This is a genomic window from Aliiroseovarius sp. CAU 1755 (assembly GCF_054482655.1).
In genome coordinates this window covers 104,254-121,644 of record NZ_JBTLRH010000002.1, presented here as the reverse complement: position 1 = coordinate 121,644, position 17,391 = coordinate 104,254, and the positions used below count along the sequence as shown (strand labels likewise).

The following is a 17,391-nucleotide window of genomic DNA, read 5'->3' as shown; positions in this document are numbered from 1 at the left end:
CGGCAAATGGTACAAATCATCCTCTTTGCCCCCCTGATCGGTGCGCTGATCGCGGGCTTTGGCCATCGGGTCATCGGCGACAAGGGCGCGCAAGTGCTGACCACGGCACTTCTGTTCCTGTCTGCGCTGCTGTCTTGGGCGACGTTCCTGAGCCTTGGGTCCGAGACCCAGCACATCCACCTTCTGGATTGGGTGCAGTCAGGCACTCTGTCGGTTGACTGGTCGATCCGACTAGACCGGCTGACCGCGATCATGCTGATCGTCGTGACCACGGTGTCGTCGCTGGTTCACCTTTATTCCATGGGCTACATGGCCCACGATCCGCAATTTGAGGGCGAAAGCTATCGCCCCCGCTTCTTCGCCTATCTCAGCTTCTTCACCTTCACGATGTTGATGCTGGTCACCGCCGACAACCTGCTTCAGATGTTCTTCGGCTGGGAAGGTGTGGGCGTCGCGTCTTATCTGCTGATCGGCTTTTACTACAAGAAACCCTCGGCCAACGCGGCGGCGATCAAAGCCTTCGTGGTGAACCGTGTGGGTGACTTCGGCTTCGCGCTGGGGATCTTCGGTCTGTTCTACCTGACGGACTCGATTGTGCTGGACGACGTGTTCGCCGCCGCCCCTGCGCTGGCCGAGACCGAGCTTCACTTCCTGTGGCGCGACTGGAATGCGGCCAACCTGCTGGCGTTCCTGCTGTTTGTCGGCGCGATGGGCAAATCGGCGCAGCTGTTCCTGCACACCTGGCTGCCCGACGCGATGGAAGGCCCGACGCCCGTGTCGGCGCTGATCCACGCTGCGACCATGGTGACTGCGGGTGTCTTCCTTGTCTGCCGCATGTCGCCCTTGATGGAATACGCGCCCGAGGCAACTGGCGTCATCGTCTTCATCGGGGCCACGACCGCGTTCTTCGCGGCCACCGTGGGGCTGGTGCAAAACGACATCAAACGCGTGATCGCCTATTCGACCTGTTCGCAGCTGGGCTACATGTTCGTGGCCGCCGGCGTCGGCGTTTATTCGGTCGCCATGTTCCACCTGTTCACCCATGCCTTCTTCAAGGCGATGTTGTTCCTAGGGGCAGGCTCCGTGATCCACGGCATGCACCACGAACAAGACATGCGGAACTATGGCAACCTGCGCAAAAAGCTACCGATGACCTTCTGGGCAATGATGATCGGCACGCTGGCCATCACCGGTGTCGGCATTCCGCTGACAACCATCGGCTTTGCAGGCTTCCTGTCGAAAGACGCAATCATCGAAAGCGCCTATGCTGGCACGCAAGGCGGCTATGCCTTCTGGATGCTGGTCATCGCGGCGCTGTTCACCAGCTTCTACAGCTGGCGGCTGATGTTCATGACGTTCTACGGCAAGGCGCGCGGTGACAAGCACACGCATGAACACGCGCATGAAAGCCCGATGGTCATGCTGGTGCCGCTTGGCGTACTGGCGCTGGGTGCGATCTTCTCGGGTATGATCTGGTATGGCTCGTTCTTTGGCGACCATCACAAGGTCAACCATTTCTTCGGGATTGAAACGCATGCCGAGGCTGACGCAAGCCACGGCGAAGCTGCGGACACGCACGCCGAGGCCCCGGCGACGGACACCGCAACCGCCGACACCACCCATACCGAGGACGAGGATCACGCCGCCAATATGGCAGATCCGGCCCACGCCCCCGTCGCCGCCGTCCATCATGGGGAGGCACCAAAAGGTGCGATCTTCATGGGCGCGGACAACACCGTGATCGACGATGCCCACCATGCGCCCGCTTGGGTCAAGGTGTCGCCCTTCATCGCGATGCTGATCGGGCTTGTGACGGCCTATTGGTTCTACATGGTGAACACGAGCCTGCCCAAAAAGCTGGCCGAGACGTTCCCGCATGTCTACCAGTTCCTGCTGAACAAATGGTATTTCGACGAGATCTATGACGTGCTCTTCGTCAAGCCTGCTTTCGCCATAGGGCGGTTCTTCTGGAAGCGCGGTGACGGCAACGTCATCGACGGCTTCCTGAACGGGGTCGCCATGGGCGTTGTCCCATGGTTCACCAAACAGGCAGGTCGGGCACAAACTGGCTACGTCTTTACATATGCCTTCGCGATGGTCCTTGGCATCGTCGCTCTGGTGACAATCATGATCCTCTTCAGCGGTGGAGCGCACTAATGAACAATCTGCTTTCCATCATCACCTTCCTGCCGCTGGTCGCGGCGGTGATCCTTGCGCTTTTCCTGCGCGGGGATGACGAAGCGGCCGTTCGCAACGCCAAGTGGCTTGCGCTTGCGGCAACTGTGGCCACGTTCCTGTTCTCGCTTCTTCTGCTGACCGGGTTTGACTCTGCCAACACCGACTTCCAGTTCGTGGAAGAAGGTGAATGGATCATGGGCCTGAAATACAAGATGGGCGTCGACGGGATTTCGGTCCTGTTCGTGATGCTCACCACCTTCATGATGCCGCTGACGATCTGGGCCAGCTGGGGCGTAAAATCCCGCGTGAAGGAATACATGATCGCCTTCCTGCTGCTTGAAACGCTGATGCTGGGTGTTTTCATGGCGCTGGATCTGGTGCTGTTCTACCTGTTCTTCGAAGCAGGCCTGATCCCCATGTTCCTAATCATCGGGATCTGGGGCGGGAAAGAGCGGATCTATGCCGCCTTCAAGTTCTTTCTTTACACCTTCCTCGGCTCGGTCCTGATGCTGGTTGCCATGGTCTATATGTATGTGGATGCGGGCTCGACCGACATTCCGACGCTGATGGCGCATAAGTTCGGGTCGGACAGTTTCAGCCTTTTGGGCATCCAGATCGTTGGCGGGGCGCAGACGCTCTTGTTCCTGGCCTTCTTCGCCTCGTTCGCGGTGAAAATGCCGATGTGGCCGGTGCACACCTGGTTGCCGGATGCACACGTTCAGGCGCCAACAGCGGGTTCGGTCGTGCTGGCCGCGATCCTTTTGAAGATGGGCGGCTACGGCTTCCTGCGCTTCAGCTTGCCGATGTTCCCGATTGGGACGGATGTGATGGCGACTTTCGTGCTTTGGCTGTCGGTCATCGCGATTGTCTACACCTCGCTCGTGGCGCTGGTGCAGGAGGACATGAAAAAGCTGATCGCGTATTCCTCCGTGGCACATATGGGTTATGTGACAGCGGGTATCTTCTCGCTCAACCAACAAGGTGTGGACGGGGCGATCTTCCAGATGCTCAGCCACGGCTTTATCTCGGGCGCGTTGTTCTTGTGTGTTGGCGTCATCTATGACCGCATGCACACCCGCGAGATTGACGCTTACGGAGGCCTTGTGAACCGGATGCCGGCCTATGCGCTGATCTTCATGTTCTTCACCATGGCCAATGTCGGCCTGCCGGGCACCTCTGGCTTTGTCGGGGAATTCCTGACGCTGGTCGGTATGTTCCAAGCCAACACTTGGGTGGCGCTGGTTGCCACCTCGGGTGTGATCCTTTCGGCGGCCTATGCGCTTTACCTTTATCGCCGCGTCGTCTTTGGCGATCTGATCAAGGAAAGCCTGAAGTCGCTCACCGACATGGACGGGCGCGAGAAGATGATCTTCGCCCCGCTGGTTTTCATGACCCTGCTTCTGGGCATCTATCCCAGCCTTGTGACCGACATGATCGGTCCCTCGGTTGAGGCCCTTCTGACCAACTTCCACGCCGCCGTTCCTGCAAATGTTGCAGAGATGGCCCAGACTGCATCGCATTAAGGAGAGCACAGATGAGCTCTGTCGATATTCAAACGGTTCTGCCTGAACTCGCTTTGGCCATCTATGCGATGGTTGCCCTTTTGGGCGCGGTTTATACCGGCAAGGATGCGCTGGCGAAGCCGATCACATGGATCACCGGTGCGGTGATGGTTGCCATCGCGTTGATGGTGGCAGGTGGTGACGGCGCACATGCGAGCTTCGGTGGCATGTTCCTGGACGACGCCTATGCGCGCTTTGCGAAGGTGGCAATCCTGCTGGCCGCTGCTGCCGTTCTGGTGATGGGCGAGGCGACGATGTCGCGCCGCGGGCTTCTGCGCTTCGAATACCCGATCCTCGTGGCGCTTGGCACCGTCGGCATGATGATGATGGTGTCCGCAGGCGATCTGATGTCGCTATACATGGGGCTGGAGCTGCAATCGCTGTCGCTCTATGTCGTCGCGTCCCTGAACCGCGACAGCGTGAAATCGACCGAGGCGGGTCTTAAGTATTTCGTGCTGGGCGCGTTGTCCTCGGGCTTGCTGCTTTACGGCGCGTCGCTGACCTACGGCTATGCGGGCACAACGTTGTTCTCGGGCATCATTCAAGCTGCCAATGACGGGCATGTGGGCCTTGGCCTGTTGATCGGTCTGGTCTTCGTGACTGCCGGTTTGGCCTTCAAGGTCTCGGCCGTGCCGTTCCACATGTGGACGCCGGACGTATACGAAGGCGCGCCGACCCCGGTCACGGCGTTCTTCGCCACCGCACCAAAGCTGGCAGCAATGGGCCTTTTCGGCCGCGTATTGTTCGATGCGTTCGGCGGAGCCATCGGAGACTGGCAGCAGATCATCGCGCTTCTGGCCGTGTTGTCGATGTTCCTTGGTGCCATTGCCGCCATTGGTCAAACCAACATCAAACGCCTGATGGCTTATTCGTCGATCGCCCATATGGGGTTCGCCTTGATGGGTCTGGCCGCTGGCACGGAATACGGTGTGCAGGCGATGCTGCTCTATATGGCGGTTTACCTGACCATGAACATCGGCACCTTCGCCTTCATCATGTCGATGGAACGTGACGGGCGCCCGGTCGCTGACATCTCGGCGCTGAACCAGTTTGCGGTGAATGACAAGCTGCGCGGGCTGGCCATGCTGATCTTGCTGTTCTCGCTGGCCGGTGTGCCGCCGATGCTGGGCTTCTTTGCCAAATACGGTGTGCTGATCGCTGCCGTGCAATCCGGTCTGGCATGGCTGGCTGTGGCCGGTGTAATCGCATCGGTGATCGGTGCGTTCTATTACCTGCGCATTGTCTACTTCATGTATTTCGGGGAAGAAGGCGCCGGGGTCGAGATGAAGATGTCGCCTGCCGCTTGGGTGGCATTGGTCGGATCGGCTGCGATTGTTGTTCTGGGCGTCGTCAATTTCTTCGGCATCGAAACAGCCGCCGCTGCAGCGGCCGAAGCCCTTGTCAAATAAACCCGTCACGGCTTGGCCAGAGGGCGTTGGAAAACGCGTTCTGGACCAGGTCGACAGCACCAATGAAGAGGCCCGGCGCATCGCGCCGGGTCTTTTGGGTCCAACATGGATCCTAGCCCACCGTCAAACTGCAGGCCGCGGTCGCCGGGGCCGTGCTTGGGCGGACCCCAAGGGACATTTCTCAGCCACCCTTGTGATGCGCCCGACTGAGCCACCTGCACAGGTGGCACTGCGAAGCTTCGTGGCCTCGCTGGCGCTTTTTGATGCACTCGTCATGGCCACCGGTCGGCCGGAGGCGTTTTCGTTGAAGTGGCCCAATGATGTGCTGCTGAACGGCGGCAAAGTGGCTGGCATATTGCTGGAAAGCGCCGGGTTGGGCGCGCAGGTTGGGCATTTTGCCATCGGCATCGGCGTGAACCTGATCGACGCGCCCGAAGGAGCGGCCATCGAAGGACGCGCCGTTGCGCCTGTCAGTCTGGCCGGGGAAACCGGGGTCAGCCTGACGCCTGAAGGCTTTCTTGACCTGCTGGCCCCCGCCTATGCGCAACACGAGGCGAGCTTCACCACCTACGGTTTCGCGCCCATTCGCGAAGCATGGCTGGCCCGCGCCGCCCGTCTGGGCGAGGTCATCACCGCGCGCACCACGCGCGCCGAATATACCGGACGGTTTGACACGGTGGACGCGGACGGCAACCTTGTTCTATCAACAGCCACATCCCGCGAGGTCATCCCCGCGGCCGAGATTTTCTTCTAAGGGGCAACGCATGCTTTTGGCGATCGACTGCGGAAACACGAACACAGCATTCTCGATCTGGGATGGCGAGAAATTTCTGTGCACGATGCGAACCTCGACCCACCATTCACGCACGGCGGATGCCTATTTCACGTGGTTCTCGACTCTGATCAACCACTATGGGATCAAGCCAGAGATCACGGATGTGGTCGTCAGCTCGACCGTGCCGCGCGTCGTGTGGAACCTGCGCGTGTTTGCGGATCGGTTTTTTGACTGCCGCCCTTTGGTGGTCGGAAAGCCCGATTGCCTTTTGCCCGTTCCGCCACGTGTGGACGTGGGCGCTGTGCCCGGCCCCGACCGCCTGGCAAACGCGGTTGCGGCCTTTGATCGCCACGGTGGCGATTGCATGGTCGTCGATTTCGGCACCGCCACAAATATCGACGTGGTGGCGCATGACGGGGCCTATATCGGGGGCGTGATCGCGCCGGGTGTTAACCTGTCGCTCGAGGCTCTGCACCAAGGCGCCGCAGCCCTGCCGCATGTCGACGTGACCCAGCCAGATAAGGTGATTGGCACCAATACGGTTGGCTGCATTCAGTCGGGCATCTTCTGGGGCTATGTCGGGCTTGTGCAAGGGCTTGTGCAACGGGTGAAAGACGAATACGGCCTGCCAATGAAAGTCATCGGAACCGGTGGCCTTGCCCCGCTGTTCGAGCAGGGCGACAATCTATATGACGTAATTGATCACGACCTGACCATGCACGGTCTGGTTCGGATCTACGATTACAATAAGGAACAGGGCAACTTATGAGTGCTGACCGTCTGATTTACCTCCCACTGGGGGGCGCCGGCGAGATCGGCATGAATGCCTATGTCTATGGCTATGGCAAACCGGGGAAAGAACGTCTGATCCTTGTGGATCTGGGCGTGACCTTCCCGGATATGGACACCACGCCGGGGGTGAACCTGATCATGCCGGACATCACGTGGCTTGCTGACAATGCCGACCGGCTGGAAGCGATCTTCATCACCCACGCGCATGAAGATCACGTGGGGGCAATTGGGCGGCTGTATCCGCGGCTGAAAGCGCCGATCCACGCGCGCCCCTTCACCCGCTATCACGCGCAGCGCAAGATGGAAGAAGCGGGCCAAGTGCCCGAGGTCGTGATCGCGGCCGATGTCTATCCACAAGTGATCGAGGCGGGGCCGTTCAAGGTCAGCTTTCTGCCGATCAGCCACTCGATCCCGGAAAGCGCAGGGCTGGTGATTGACACGCCTGCTGGCCGGGTGGTGCATACGGGTGACTTCAAACTGGACGAAACCCCGGTGCTGGGTGACCCGTTTGACGAAGCGCTGTGGCGCGAAATTGCGAAACCGGGCGTGAAGGCGCTGGTGTGCGATTCCACCAACGTGTTTTCAACCCATCCCGGCCGCTCGGAAGCCGAAGTTGGCCCCGAACTGGTGACGCTGATCGAGGCGGCACCGCATATGGTGGTGGCGACCACCTTTGCCTCGAACGTCGCCCGCGTGAAACAACTGGCCGAAGCGGGCAAAGCGGCGGGACGCTCTGTTTGTCTGTTGGGGCGCGCGATGCGTCGTATGATCCAGGCGGGCATCGAAACCGGTGTGTTGCAGGACTTCCCCGCAACCGTCACCCCTGAAGACGCGCGCGATATTCCGCGTGAAAGTCTGATGCTGATCGTGACCGGCAGTCAGGGCGAACGGCGCGCCGCCAGCGCCCAATTGGCGCGTGGAAAGTATATGGGGCTCAGCCTTGCTGAAGGCGACATGTTCCTGTTTTCGTCCAAGACCATCCCCGGCAATGAACGCGGGGTTATCCGCATCCTGAATGCCTATTCCGAGATGGGTGTCGATGTCGTTGCTGAAAGCGATCGCTATCATGTGTCTGGCCATGCCAATGGCCCGGACCTGCAACGCGTGCACGAGATTGTGGACCCCGAGATCGTGATCCCGATGCACGGCGAACACCGTCATCTGCGCCAACACGCCATGCTGGCGCAAGAGAGTGGCCGCAAATCGCTGGTCGTGGTGAATGGGGCGATGTGTGACCTGACAAGTGGCACCCCACACGTGGTCGAACATGTCGAGGCAGAGCGCATCTATCTGGATGGCGACATTTTGATCGGCGCACTGGACGGGGTCGTGCGCGACCGCATTCGTCTGGCGCTGAACGGTCATGTCATCGTGAACGTGATTGTCGAAGGCAACGAGCCTTTGGGTGAGCCGTGGGTCGAACTGATGGGGCTGCCCGAGATTGGAAAGTCCAAAGCGGCTCTGGTCGACGTGCTTGAAGAAGACCTTGGTCAATTCCTGATGCGCGCGGGCAAAAAGACCCTGCGGGACGACGACAAGCTGGGCGAAGAGCTCAAGCGTATCGCGCGCAAGACGACCAATGATGAAACCGGCCACAAGCCGGAAGTCACTTTGGTGGTCAGCCGCCTGGAATAAACGTGGGTGTTGCTGCGTGTTGCGGGGCAAGCTGTGGCAGAGTTTGTCGTGTCACAAAACGCGCGAAGGCACTTGGAAAACTCAAAGGCCCGCAGGTTATCCTGCGGGCCTTTCGTATTTGTGCTGAAGGACGCGTGCCTTAGCTTGTGCGGCGTTCGTCAAAGCTTTTTGCAATGAAATCAGGCAGATGATCGCCCATGCCGACAGTCTTGTTGCCGCCGTCACGACGGTCAGAGCCGCCACGTCCACGCCCGCCCCGTTGCGGCTTGGCGTCGTCGCGCTTTGCCTTAGGCGCTTGCTGTTGCGCCTCGGTGTCGGGTGTTTGGCGCGCCTCTTTGGCGGGCTGATCCTTGGGTGCAGGCTTGGCTGTGTCATCTGACCGGCGACCACGCGACCGCTTCGGTTTCTCCTCGACCTCGCCTGCGTCCTTTTTGTCAGCCGCTGGCTGATGGGTCGCAAGCGGGTTGTCGACGCGCGGAATTTTCGTCTCAATCAGGCGCTCTACTGCATCAAGGTTCTTTTCGTCGCGCGGCTCGCAAATCATGATGGCCTTGCCGTCACGCCCGGCGCGGCCCGTGCGGCCGATGCGGTGGACATAGTCTTCTGCGTGTCCGGGCACGTCGAAGTTGAACACGTGGCTGACATTGGGAATGTCGAGCCCGCGCGCCGCAACGTCAGACGCGCACAAAAAGCGCAGCGTGCCTGCGCGAAATCCGTTCAACACTTCGGTTCGCTTGGATTGTTCCAGATCACCGTGGATCGGGGCCGCGTCATAGCCGTATTTCTTCAGACTTTTGGCGGTGGTATCCACATCGGTCTTGCGATTGCAGAAGATGATAGCGTTGGTGCAGGCGTCACCTTCGCGGTCGATCAGGGCGCGCAGGATTTTGCGTTTTTCCGTCGCAGCGCGATCACGGCGTGACGCCTTGAACATGCAAAGCTCTTGGGTGATCGTCTCTGACGCGGTGGCTTGGCGTGCTACTTCGATCCGGGCGGGGTTCGACAGGAACGTGTTGGTGATCCGCTCAATCTCGGGCGCCATCGTGGCCGAGAAGAAAAGCGTTTGCCGGGTGAACGGCGTCAGCGAGAAGATCTTTTCGATATCCGGGATGAAGCCCATGTCGAGCATCCGGTCAGCTTCATCCACCACCATGATTTGCACGCCGGTCAGCAAAAGCTTGCCGCGTTCGAAATGGTCCAGCAGACGGCCGGGGGTGGCGATCAGAACGTCAACGCCGCGGTCGATCAGTTGGTCTTGTTCCTTGAAGCTGACGCCGCCGATCAAAAGGGCCTTGGTCAGTTTCACGTGTTTGGCATAGGTGTCGAAGTTTTCAGCCACCTGCGCGGCCAATTCGCGTGTCGGGCACAAAACCAATGACCGTGGCATGCGCGCACGGGCACGGCCACGGGCAAGAGCCGTGATCATTGGCAGCGTGAAGCTGGCGGTTTTACCCGTGCCGGTCTGGGCAATCCCCAAAACATCGCGCCCTTCAAGCGCGGGCGGGATGGCACCTTCTTGGATCGGGGTAGGGCTGGTATAGCCCGCTTCATCAATGGCTTTCAGCACTTTAGGGCTGAGCTTTAGGTCAGAAAATTTTATCATGTATGTCCTGTTTCACGGACATCTTCGCCCGTGCGGATGGGAAGGGAAGGCCCGTATGGCCGGTGCACAAAGCTTGCGCCCCTTCAATATGCCATGTGGGTAAAGAAAAACCGGGCTATGGTCAACAACATGGGTGCGTTTGCGAACAATTCAAGCAAAGCGGTGTGATTGTTGCCGGGTTTGAGCGGATTCGTGCAAGACCGGCGTGTAACCCGCGCGCAGAACCTGCACCAGCGGCGCCGGGGTCAGCACGATTGCCACGCCAGATGGTCTGCGAATCTGCGGGCCATAGGTCATTGATCGAAAAGGAAGAAGGTGGTCATCGACGACAAGATGTGGCGCGCCATCGTGCAGCACAAAGCTGCTGTTCGGCAGGGTATCCAGTGCGGCCTTGTGACGGATTTGCGTGCGCGTTCGATCGACCCGGTCATGATGCAGACATTTATCAATCGCTTTGTGACCCTCGTTTCGACCTGTGGCGGTTGCCCAAGCGGCCTTGAACGCGCGGTAAGCTTCTGGACGGCAATAGGCGCAGGGGCGGTGGCCCGCGGCCAAGCCTACCGCCTCGTCCAGAAAGAACAGCGGCGTCCAGCCGCGTGCGGGCATGGGGCCATGATAGCGCCCCTTGGGATGGGTCAGCGTGCAAATGATCCAGTGGTGGTGCTTCCAGCGTGACGTGCCAAGGCGGCCATGGGTGAAGGGCAGAATACCCCGGTTGCCGGTGAACATCCCGCGGGCGCGGTCCGCTACAATCTCACCCGTTGGTAAAACGCGGTTTTGCAAGGGCGAGGGGCGATGCGTGGGCATGGAGTCAGACCATCATTTCCTTCGTCGCAGACAATTTCAGTGCCGGATAATCACGTTCAACACGGTCGATATCCCATTGAAGACGCGTCAGAAACACCGGATCTCCGTCGTTGTCATGGGCGATGTGCTGCTTGTTGGCTTCGACCAGTTTTTCAACCTCGTCCTTGTCGCCGATGATCCAGCGGGCCGAGGTGAACTGGGACGCCTCGAACCGCACCGGCAGGCCGTATTCCAGTTCGATCCGGCTGGCGAGCACTTCAAACTGAAGCGCGCCGACGACGCCGACGATGAAGCCGGACCCGATATTGGGTTTGAACACCTTGGCCGCACCTTCTTCGGCGAATTGCATTAGCGCCTTTTCAAGGTGCTTGGCCTTCATCGGATCACCCGCGCGCACGCCTTGAAGAAGCTCGGGCGCGAAGGAGGGGATGCCGGTGGCGCGGATCATCTCGCCTTCGGTCAGCGTGTCGCCGATGCGCAACTGGCCGTGGTTGGGGATGCCGATAATGTCGCCGGCCCAAGCCTCTTCCGCCAATTCGCGGTCAGAGGCGAGGAACAGCACAGGGTTTGACACCGCCATCGGCTTTTTCGTGCGCACATGGGTCAGCTTCATCCCGCGTTTGAAATGGCCTGACGCCAGCCGCACGAAGGCCACGCGGTCGCGGTGTTTGGGGTCCATATTCGCCTGCACCTTGAACACAAAGCCCGCGACTTTGCCTTCCTCGGGCGCAATGGCGCGGGGGCTGGCCTGTTGGGGCTGCGGTTCGGGACCGTATTGGGCGATGCCTTGCATCAGTTCCTGCACCCCGAACGAATTGATCGCCGAGCCGAACCAGATCGGGGTCATGTGGCCTTCCAGCACAGATTTGGGGTCAAGGGTGGGCAGCAATTCGCGCGCCATCTCAACCTCTTCCAGAAACTTCTCAAGCATGTGCGCGGGGACGTGCTCGGCCAGTTTGGGGTCGTCCAGCCCGTTGATCTCGATGGTTTCGGCAACCACATTGCGGTCGGCGCGGTCCATCAGTTCCAGCCGGTCGTTCAGCAGGTCGTAGCAGCCCAGAAAATCGCGGCCCATGCCGATCGGCCAGCTTGCGGGCGTCACGTCAATCGCGAGATTTTCTTGAATTTCATCAATGATATCAAACGTATCGCGGCTTTCGCGGTCCATCTTGTTACAAAACGTCAAGATCGGCAGATCGCGCAGGCGGCAGACCTCGAACAGTTTCTGCGTCTGGCTTTCCACGCCTTTCGCCCCGTCGATCACCATGACAGCGGCGTCCACGGCGGTCAGCGTGCGGTAGGTGTCTTCCGAAAAATCCGAGTGGCCGGGCGTGTCGACCAGATTGAAGCGATACTTGCCGAAATCAAACGACATGGCCGAGGCCGAGACGGAAATGCCGCGATCCTGCTCCATCTTCATGAAGTCCGACCGGGTGCGGCGCGATTCACCCTTGGCGCGCACCTGTCCGGCCATCTGAATGGCGCCACCATACAGAAGGAATTTCTCGGTCAGGGTCGTCTTGCCGGCGTCCGGGTGGCTGATGATCGCAAAGGTGCGACGGCGCGCAATCTCGGGCGGCAAGTTGGGGCGGTTTGATGCTGTGTCTAACATGGGATCGCATATAGCGACGGGCGCGGGCGCGCGCAACAAGCATGGGTGCTTTCCTCGTGTGGGTGGCCCTGCTAGGTCTGGGATGAACTGGGCACGTGATGCCGGAAGATGGGAGAGACCGATGGATCTGGGAATTTCAGGCAAGCGGGCGCTGGTATGTGCGTCCTCTAAAGGGTTGGGGCTTGGATGCGCGCGGGCTTTGGCGCGGGAAGGCGTGTCGCTGGTGATGAATGCGCGCACCGAAGGGCCATTGTTGGACGCGGCCAAGGCGATCCGTGCAGAAACAGGCGTGGACGTGGTGACGGTTGCCGCGGACGTGACGACAGAGGATGGGCGCAAACGGGTGCTGGACACTGCAGGCGACGTCGAAATTCTAGTAACCAACGCAGGTGGCCCACCCCCCGGCATGTGGTCGGATTGGGATCGCGACGATTTCATCGCGGCGTTTGACGCCAATTTGCTGGCGCCGATTGCACTGATGCAGGCGCTTGTTCCCGGCATGGCGGATCAGGGATGGGGCCGGGTGGTGAATATCACCAGCTTCTCGGTCAAGGCACCAATCCCTGTGCTTGGCCTGTCCAACACCGCGCGCACGGGCCTGACGGGCTTTGTGGCTGGCACCGCGCGTCAGGTCGCCGGGCAGGGTGTGATCATCAACAACCTTTTGCCGGGGATCCATGACACCGACCGTGCCGCCGCGCTGGACAAGGGCGTGGTCGAGGCGCATGGCGGATCGGTTGACGAAGCCCGCGCGGCGCGTGCGGCCACGATCCCGGCCGGTCGCTATGGCACGGCGGAGGAGTTTGGCGCGACCTGTGCCTTTCTGTGTTCCCAACATGCTGGTTTCATGGTGGGGCAGAACGTGCTCCTGGATGGCGGCGCGGTGAACGCCACCTTCTGATCTGCTTTTGACAGACCGGAGCTATGGCCGTTCGGAGCGCGGTGGGGTCAAGGCAAAGCCGTTGCCCTGTGGGCGCACGGACCAGTGGCGCGGCGGGTCCGACCGCGCCCGCTGTCGGCTCAGCGCCCAACGGTCCGGGTCGGGCCAGTGATCTGGTGCCATGTGCCAGCGGCTTTCCACCCCCTGCGCCCCACCATCCGGGGTCAGCAGCAGCGCCGTCGGAGCGCGGCCGGACAGTTGTGTTCCGGTTTCGGCGGCCAAGTGCAATCGGCGGATCGGGGTCAGGGCGGGGGGCTTGTCCATTTCACCGACCACCAGCGGCACGACACCTGCGCGCAATGTTTCCTGCAACGCCCACAGCACGTCCTCGGCCCGGTCCACCTGCACGAAGATGAACCGCGCGGGGTCGGCAAAGGGCACCATGCCCGGCCCATGCAGTCGGGATGTCCCCCATCCGGGCGCGATCCAGAAAACCGGCCCTTCGTTGGCACCGGCCACCATCATTGCCAGCGTCTGGCGTGCAGGGCCGCAAAACTCGTGCACCCGCGCCGGTGTCAGCGTCAGGTCGCCCAGAAAGGCAAGCCCGCGTGCCGGGCGATGTGGGCGGCGATCAAGGGTCACGTGTTGCATGGGGGCAGATTACGATGTTCGCTTAATGTTCTCAAGCGCGTTCTCAAGTCCGGTCTTGCGCTGGAATGGGGTCTTGCCCTTGCCCGCGCGATCGGCAACCTTGCCACGACAGGGAAACTGCCAACGCCCGCAAAGGCAAAACGACACGGAGATGCGCGATGAGGATGAACAAACTGGCAGGTGGACAGCTCGAAGTGAGTGCGCTGTGCCTGGGCTCGATGCTGTGGGGCTCCACCAACACCGAGGCCGACGGCCACGCCCAGATTGATATGTCGCTGGATCACGGTATCAACTTCATCGACAGCGCCGAGATGTATCCGGTCAACCCGATCAAGGCGGAAAGATGCGGTCGGTCTGAGCAGATAATCGGAAGCTGGATCGCCAAAAGCGGGCGGCGCGATGATGTGGTCATCGCCACCAAAGTGTCGGGCGACAATCCGGGCTGGAAGCGGGACGGCAAGGGCTATGACGGCGCGATCATTCGCGAGGCGGTCGACGACAGCCTGACCAAACTGAACACCGACTATATCGACATCTACCAGACCCACTGGCCCATTCGCGGCAGCTATGCGTTTCGGCAAAACTGGACGTTTGATCCATCAGCCCAGAACAAGGCTGAGATCGAGGCGCATATGCGCGACGTTCTGGGCGCGATGGCTGAGGTCGTGGCCGCCGGCAAGGTGCGTCATTTCGGTCTGTCCAATGAGAGCGCGTGGGGCACGGCACAATGGTTGCGCATCGCACGCGAAATGGGCGCGCCCGAAGTCATCTCAATCCAGAATGAATACAGCCTGATGCACCGTCTGGCAGACACCGACCTGGCCGAGCTTTGCGTGAACGAAGACGTGGGTGTGTTATCCTTTTCGCCTTTGGCGACGGGACTGTTGACCGGAAAATACCAAGGCAACGCCGTGCCCAAATGGTCGCGGATGGACCTGTCGCCGGGGTTGGGCGGGCGGGCCACTGCGCGCGCGTTTGAAGCCGTGGACGCCTATCTTGAGGTGGCAAAGAAACACGGGCTGGACCCGGTCCATATGGCGCTGGCATTCGTCGTTTCGCGGCCCTTTATGGGGTCGACCATTTTTGGCGCCTCGTCGATGGAGCAACTGGCCCGCGTGTTGGACGGCAGGAACCTGACCTTGTCGGACGAGGTGATGAAAGACATCGATACCGCCCACCGCGCCCATCCAATGCCGTTCTGACCCGATGCGCCCCGCGCGCTTGCGTCACGGTGGGCTTACACCGTAGCCTTACCCACCAGACATATGTGACATCCCGAACCGGAAGGAGCAGGCCATGAAACGGCGGCAGGTATTGAAAGCGGCAGTGGCGCTGACTGTTGGCGCGGGCATGACCGCCTGCGTTGGTGGCGGCACCGGTGTCGAATTTCACCGCAGCAAGAAACGGACCCTCAGCTCGACCACGCGGTTTGATGCGGCTCGTTTTGCTGGCCGTTGGGTGATCCGGGGCGAATTTGTCTATCCCGGCGAAACGCCGTCGTTCGGGGCGGTGAACTTCGCACAAAGCGGCGGCAAGATCACCGCATTGGATGTCTATGGTCCCGGCGGGCTGTTGGAGCGTTACCCAGCGAAACAACCCGCAGCGGGCCGCATTTCTGTCGGGATGGCCCCATTTGACACTCAATACTGGGTGCTTTGGGTCGATGCCGATTACCGCACGGCTGCGATCGGCACGCCCTCGGGCAGTTTTGGCTGGATCATCGACCGCGCGAAATCTGGCGGTGAAGACCGGATCAAGGCCGCGCGCGATGTGTTGGGGTTCAACGGCTATGACCTGTCGCGGCTGAAGATCAGCTAAGCACGCTGGCGTTTTCGCCCCCGCCATGTCAAATGGCGTAGATGCAAGCTTGGATCCCCATAACGATCGCTGCGGCGTTTTCGCAAAACCTGCGCTTCATGCTGCAAAAGCGGCTGAAGGATACGCGCTTGTCGTCGACCGGCGCGACACTTGCGCGGTTTGTCTATTCCGCGCCGTTGGTGGCGCTGATCCTTGTGGTCTATCTGGGTGCAACAGACCAAAGCGCGCCGGTGCCGGGGGGGCGTTTCTTCCTGTTCGCTTTCACCGGCGGCATTGCGCAAATCCTTGCCACGATCTGCGTTGTCGCCTTGTTTGCCGAACGCAATTTCGCCGTCGGCATCACCTTCAAGAAGACCGAGGTCGTTCTGACCGCGCTGGTCGGACTGGCAGTGTTGGGCGAAGGCGTTGGGCTGGCAGGTGGATTGGCCATCGCGGTGGGCTTTCTGGGTCTGATCTTGTTGTCGGACCCGCCCGCAGGCGGCAAGACCGGGTGGAAACGTTTCTTTAACAGGGCGGCTGCGTTGGGGCTGGGGGCAGGGTTCCTGTTTTCAATCTCAGCCATCGGGTATCGCGGCGCGGCCTTGTCCTTGCCAGCGCAAGACGTGATTGCGCGTGCCGGGTTCACCTTGGCCGTCGTCACGGCGTTTCAGTCCGTTGTGATGATGATCTGGATGTCCCTGCGCGAAAAGGGCGAGATCACGCGCGTTTTCACCGCATGGCGGGTCGGCGTTCTAGTGGGCCTCAGCTCAATGATCGGCAGCTTTTGCTGGTTCACCGCATTCGCGCTGCAAAACGCGGCACTGGTGAAAGCGTTGGGGCAAGTGGAGCTGTTGTTTTCTTATGCCGCGACGCTGTTTGTGTTCCGCGAAAAGGTCACCGGGCGCGAATATGCCGGGACCGCGTTGATCCTGCTGTCTGTGCTGGTTCTGGTGCTGTTTCTTAAATAGCCGTCAGCCAGCCGCCGTTAACGGGCCAACGCCGCCCAGACGTTCAAACAAGCTTTCCTCGTCCGAATTGTTGAAAAACGGCACTTCGGCAGGTGCGCCCAGATCGGGCAGGTTGCCGACGATTTCTGCCAGCACGACTTCGGTGATGAAAGGCAGGTCAAACCGGCGCACGTCGTCCAACGGGATCCACTGTAGATGGCTCAGCTCGTCCGATGCGCGCGAGAAATCGTCGATATCTGTGCGCAGCATGTCGGCGTCTATCGCGAAGAAGCGCGCATCAAACCGACGCGGGCGGCCTTTCGGTGTGATCGCGCGGAACACGAACGCCATGCCAAGGGCGGATGGGATAAAGCCTGCATCGGCAAACGATGCCCAATCATCGGGAACCGCGCCGGGCCATTCGCCGGGCGCGCCCAGTATCTGGCCGGTTTCTTCCCAAAGCTCGCGTATCGCAGTCACCAGCAAGGCTGATGCGATCGAGGGGTCGGCGTGTTCGCCCAAGCGGGTCAGACAAGGCTCGGCGCCCGCCTCGGCCAACGGCACCTTCGCATCCTCTGCATCAAGTGCCCCGCCGGGAAAGACAAACTTGTTGGGCATGAAGGCCGCCTTGGCGCCGCGCTGACCCATCAACACCTGCGGGCGCGTGGTCTTGTCACGGATCAGGATCACCGTCGCCGCGTCTCGAATGATTTTCGACTTGTCCAGCGTCTTGTCCATTACCA

15 protein-coding genes are annotated in these 17,391 nt (G+C 60.5%); 10 read left to right on the top strand and 5 right to left on the bottom strand.

The window, feature by feature from the left end; genetic code table 11:
* The first annotated feature begins 6 nt into the window (after nucleotides 1-6).
* Genes nuoL through ACXYMP_RS07750 form a run of 6 tightly spaced genes read left to right on the top strand, consistent with a single transcriptional unit; the run spans nucleotide 7 to nucleotide 8,351 of the window.
* Nucleotides 7-2,157: an NADH-quinone oxidoreductase subunit L gene (nuoL, locus tag ACXYMP_RS07775; RefSeq protein WP_458905490.1), complete on the top strand. Its 2,151-nt coding sequence runs from the start codon at nucleotides 7-9 to the stop codon at nucleotides 2,155-2,157.
* Complete coding sequence (locus tag ACXYMP_RS07770) at nucleotides 2,157-3,701, top strand: NADH-quinone oxidoreductase subunit M (RefSeq protein WP_458905488.1); 1,545 nt, start codon at nucleotides 2,157-2,159, stop codon at nucleotides 3,699-3,701. Before nuoL ends, ACXYMP_RS07770 begins: the two co-directional genes overlap by 1 nt.
* 11 nt (nucleotides 3,702-3,712) lie before the next feature.
* Nucleotides 3,713-5,149, top strand: coding sequence for an NADH-quinone oxidoreductase subunit NuoN (nuoN, locus tag ACXYMP_RS07765; protein ID WP_298565965.1), 1,437 nt, complete (start codon nucleotides 3,713-3,715; stop codon nucleotides 5,147-5,149).
* Nucleotides 5,139-5,903: a biotin--[acetyl-CoA-carboxylase] ligase gene (locus ACXYMP_RS07760; protein ID WP_458905485.1), complete on the top strand. Its 765-nt coding sequence runs from the start codon at nucleotides 5,139-5,141 to the stop codon at nucleotides 5,901-5,903. Before nuoN ends, ACXYMP_RS07760 begins: the two co-directional genes overlap by 11 nt.
* Before the next feature lie 10 nt (nucleotides 5,904-5,913).
* Nucleotides 5,914-6,693, top strand: a complete 780-nt coding sequence (locus ACXYMP_RS07755; RefSeq protein WP_298565968.1) for a type III pantothenate kinase — start codon at nucleotides 5,914-5,916, stop codon at nucleotides 6,691-6,693.
* Nucleotides 6,690-8,351 (top strand): ribonuclease J, encoded by a 1,662-nt coding sequence (locus tag ACXYMP_RS07750; RefSeq protein ID WP_458905483.1) that lies wholly within the window; start codon nucleotides 6,690-6,692, stop codon nucleotides 8,349-8,351. Before ACXYMP_RS07755 ends, ACXYMP_RS07750 begins: the two co-directional genes overlap by 4 nt.
* A gap of 139 nt (nucleotides 8,352-8,490) precedes the next feature.
* Here ACXYMP_RS07750 and ACXYMP_RS07745 read toward each other — a convergent pair whose 3' ends face one another.
* From ACXYMP_RS07745 to ACXYMP_RS07735, 3 genes are all read right to left on the bottom strand, one after another.
* The gene (locus tag ACXYMP_RS07745) at nucleotides 8,491-9,954 is read right to left on the bottom strand and encodes a DEAD/DEAH box helicase (protein ID WP_298565970.1); all 1,464 of its coding nucleotides are present in this window, start codon (nucleotides 9,952-9,954) and stop codon (nucleotides 8,491-8,493) included.
* 150 nt (nucleotides 9,955-10,104) lie between these two features.
* Nucleotides 10,105-10,761 (bottom strand): hypothetical protein, encoded by a 657-nt coding sequence (locus tag ACXYMP_RS07740; protein ID WP_458905481.1) that lies wholly within the window; start codon nucleotides 10,759-10,761, stop codon nucleotides 10,105-10,107.
* Between the two features lie 4 nt (nucleotides 10,762-10,765).
* Complete coding sequence (locus ACXYMP_RS07735; protein WP_458905479.1) at nucleotides 10,766-12,373, bottom strand: peptide chain release factor 3; 1,608 nt, start codon at nucleotides 12,371-12,373, stop codon at nucleotides 10,766-10,768.
* Between the two features lie 121 nt (nucleotides 12,374-12,494).
* On the opposite strand from ACXYMP_RS07735, the gene ACXYMP_RS07730 reads away from it, so the two are divergent.
* The gene (locus ACXYMP_RS07730) at nucleotides 12,495-13,274 is read left to right on the top strand and encodes an SDR family oxidoreductase (RefSeq protein ID WP_298565975.1); all 780 of its coding nucleotides are present in this window, start codon (nucleotides 12,495-12,497) and stop codon (nucleotides 13,272-13,274) included.
* A 21-nt stretch (nucleotides 13,275-13,295) separates the two neighbouring features.
* Here ACXYMP_RS07730 and ACXYMP_RS07725 read toward each other — a convergent pair whose 3' ends face one another.
* Nucleotides 13,296-13,904, bottom strand: coding sequence for an ImuA family protein (locus ACXYMP_RS07725; protein WP_298565977.1), 609 nt, complete (start codon nucleotides 13,902-13,904; stop codon nucleotides 13,296-13,298).
* Nucleotides 13,905-14,062: 158 nt separating this feature from the next.
* Here ACXYMP_RS07725 and ACXYMP_RS07720 point away from each other — a divergent pair, with 158 nt between their 5' ends.
* The 3 genes from ACXYMP_RS07720 to ACXYMP_RS07710 all read left to right on the top strand — a co-directional run bounded on the left by ACXYMP_RS07720 (nucleotide 14,063) and on the right by ACXYMP_RS07710 (nucleotide 16,669).
* Nucleotides 14,063-15,106, top strand: coding sequence for an aldo/keto reductase (locus tag ACXYMP_RS07720; protein WP_458905476.1), 1,044 nt, complete (start codon nucleotides 14,063-14,065; stop codon nucleotides 15,104-15,106).
* Nucleotides 15,107-15,200: 94 nt separating this feature from the next.
* The gene (locus tag ACXYMP_RS07715) at nucleotides 15,201-15,722 is read left to right on the top strand and encodes a lipocalin family protein (protein ID WP_298565980.1); all 522 of its coding nucleotides are present in this window, start codon (nucleotides 15,201-15,203) and stop codon (nucleotides 15,720-15,722) included.
* Between the two features lie 41 nt (nucleotides 15,723-15,763).
* The gene (locus ACXYMP_RS07710) at nucleotides 15,764-16,669 is read left to right on the top strand and encodes an EamA family transporter (RefSeq protein WP_298565982.1); all 906 of its coding nucleotides are present in this window, start codon (nucleotides 15,764-15,766) and stop codon (nucleotides 16,667-16,669) included.
* Between the two features lie 3 nt (nucleotides 16,670-16,672).
* Here the strand turns inward: ACXYMP_RS07710 and ACXYMP_RS07705 are convergent, their stop codons facing one another.
* The gene (locus ACXYMP_RS07705; RefSeq protein WP_298565983.1) at nucleotides 16,673-17,386 is read right to left on the bottom strand and encodes an NUDIX hydrolase; all 714 of its coding nucleotides are present in this window, start codon (nucleotides 17,384-17,386) and stop codon (nucleotides 16,673-16,675) included.
* Nucleotides 17,387-17,391 lie beyond the last annotated feature (5 nt).

What these genes read in the sequence shown, in the direction of transcription:
- nuoL (WP_458905490.1), top strand. Translation starts at nt 7, where the DNA reads ATGGTACAAATCATCCTCTTTGCCCCCCTGATCGGTGCGCTGATCGCG.
- ACXYMP_RS07750 (WP_458905483.1), top strand. Translation starts at nt 6,690, where the DNA reads ATGAGTGCTGACCGTCTGATTTACCTCCCACTGGGGGGCGCCGGCGAG.
- ACXYMP_RS07740 (WP_458905481.1), bottom strand. Translation starts at nt 10,761, where the DNA reads ATGCCCACGCATCGCCCCTCGCCCTTGCAAAACCGCGTTTTACCAACG.
- ACXYMP_RS07720 (WP_458905476.1), top strand. Translation starts at nt 14,063, where the DNA reads ATGAGGATGAACAAACTGGCAGGTGGACAGCTCGAAGTGAGTGCGCTG.
- ACXYMP_RS07730 (WP_298565975.1), top strand. Translation starts at nt 12,495, where the DNA reads ATGGATCTGGGAATTTCAGGCAAGCGGGCGCTGGTATGTGCGTCCTCT.
- ACXYMP_RS07745 (WP_298565970.1), bottom strand. Translation starts at nt 9,954, where the DNA reads ATGATAAAATTTTCTGACCTAAAGCTCAGCCCTAAAGTGCTGAAAGCC.
- ACXYMP_RS07755 (WP_298565968.1), top strand. Translation starts at nt 5,914, where the DNA reads ATGCTTTTGGCGATCGACTGCGGAAACACGAACACAGCATTCTCGATC.
- nuoN (WP_298565965.1), top strand. Translation starts at nt 3,713, where the DNA reads ATGAGCTCTGTCGATATTCAAACGGTTCTGCCTGAACTCGCTTTGGCC.
- ACXYMP_RS07770 (WP_458905488.1), top strand. Translation starts at nt 2,157, where the DNA reads ATGAACAATCTGCTTTCCATCATCACCTTCCTGCCGCTGGTCGCGGCG.
- ACXYMP_RS07710 (WP_298565982.1), top strand. Translation starts at nt 15,764, where the DNA reads ATGCAAGCTTGGATCCCCATAACGATCGCTGCGGCGTTTTCGCAAAAC.
- ACXYMP_RS07705 (WP_298565983.1), bottom strand. Translation starts at nt 17,386, where the DNA reads ATGGACAAGACGCTGGACAAGTCGAAAATCATTCGAGACGCGGCGACG.
- ACXYMP_RS07725 (WP_298565977.1), bottom strand. Translation starts at nt 13,904, where the DNA reads ATGCAACACGTGACCCTTGATCGCCGCCCACATCGCCCGGCACGCGGG.
- ACXYMP_RS07715 (WP_298565980.1), top strand. Translation starts at nt 15,201, where the DNA reads ATGAAACGGCGGCAGGTATTGAAAGCGGCAGTGGCGCTGACTGTTGGC.
- ACXYMP_RS07735 (WP_458905479.1), bottom strand. Translation starts at nt 12,373, where the DNA reads ATGTTAGACACAGCATCAAACCGCCCCAACTTGCCGCCCGAGATTGCG.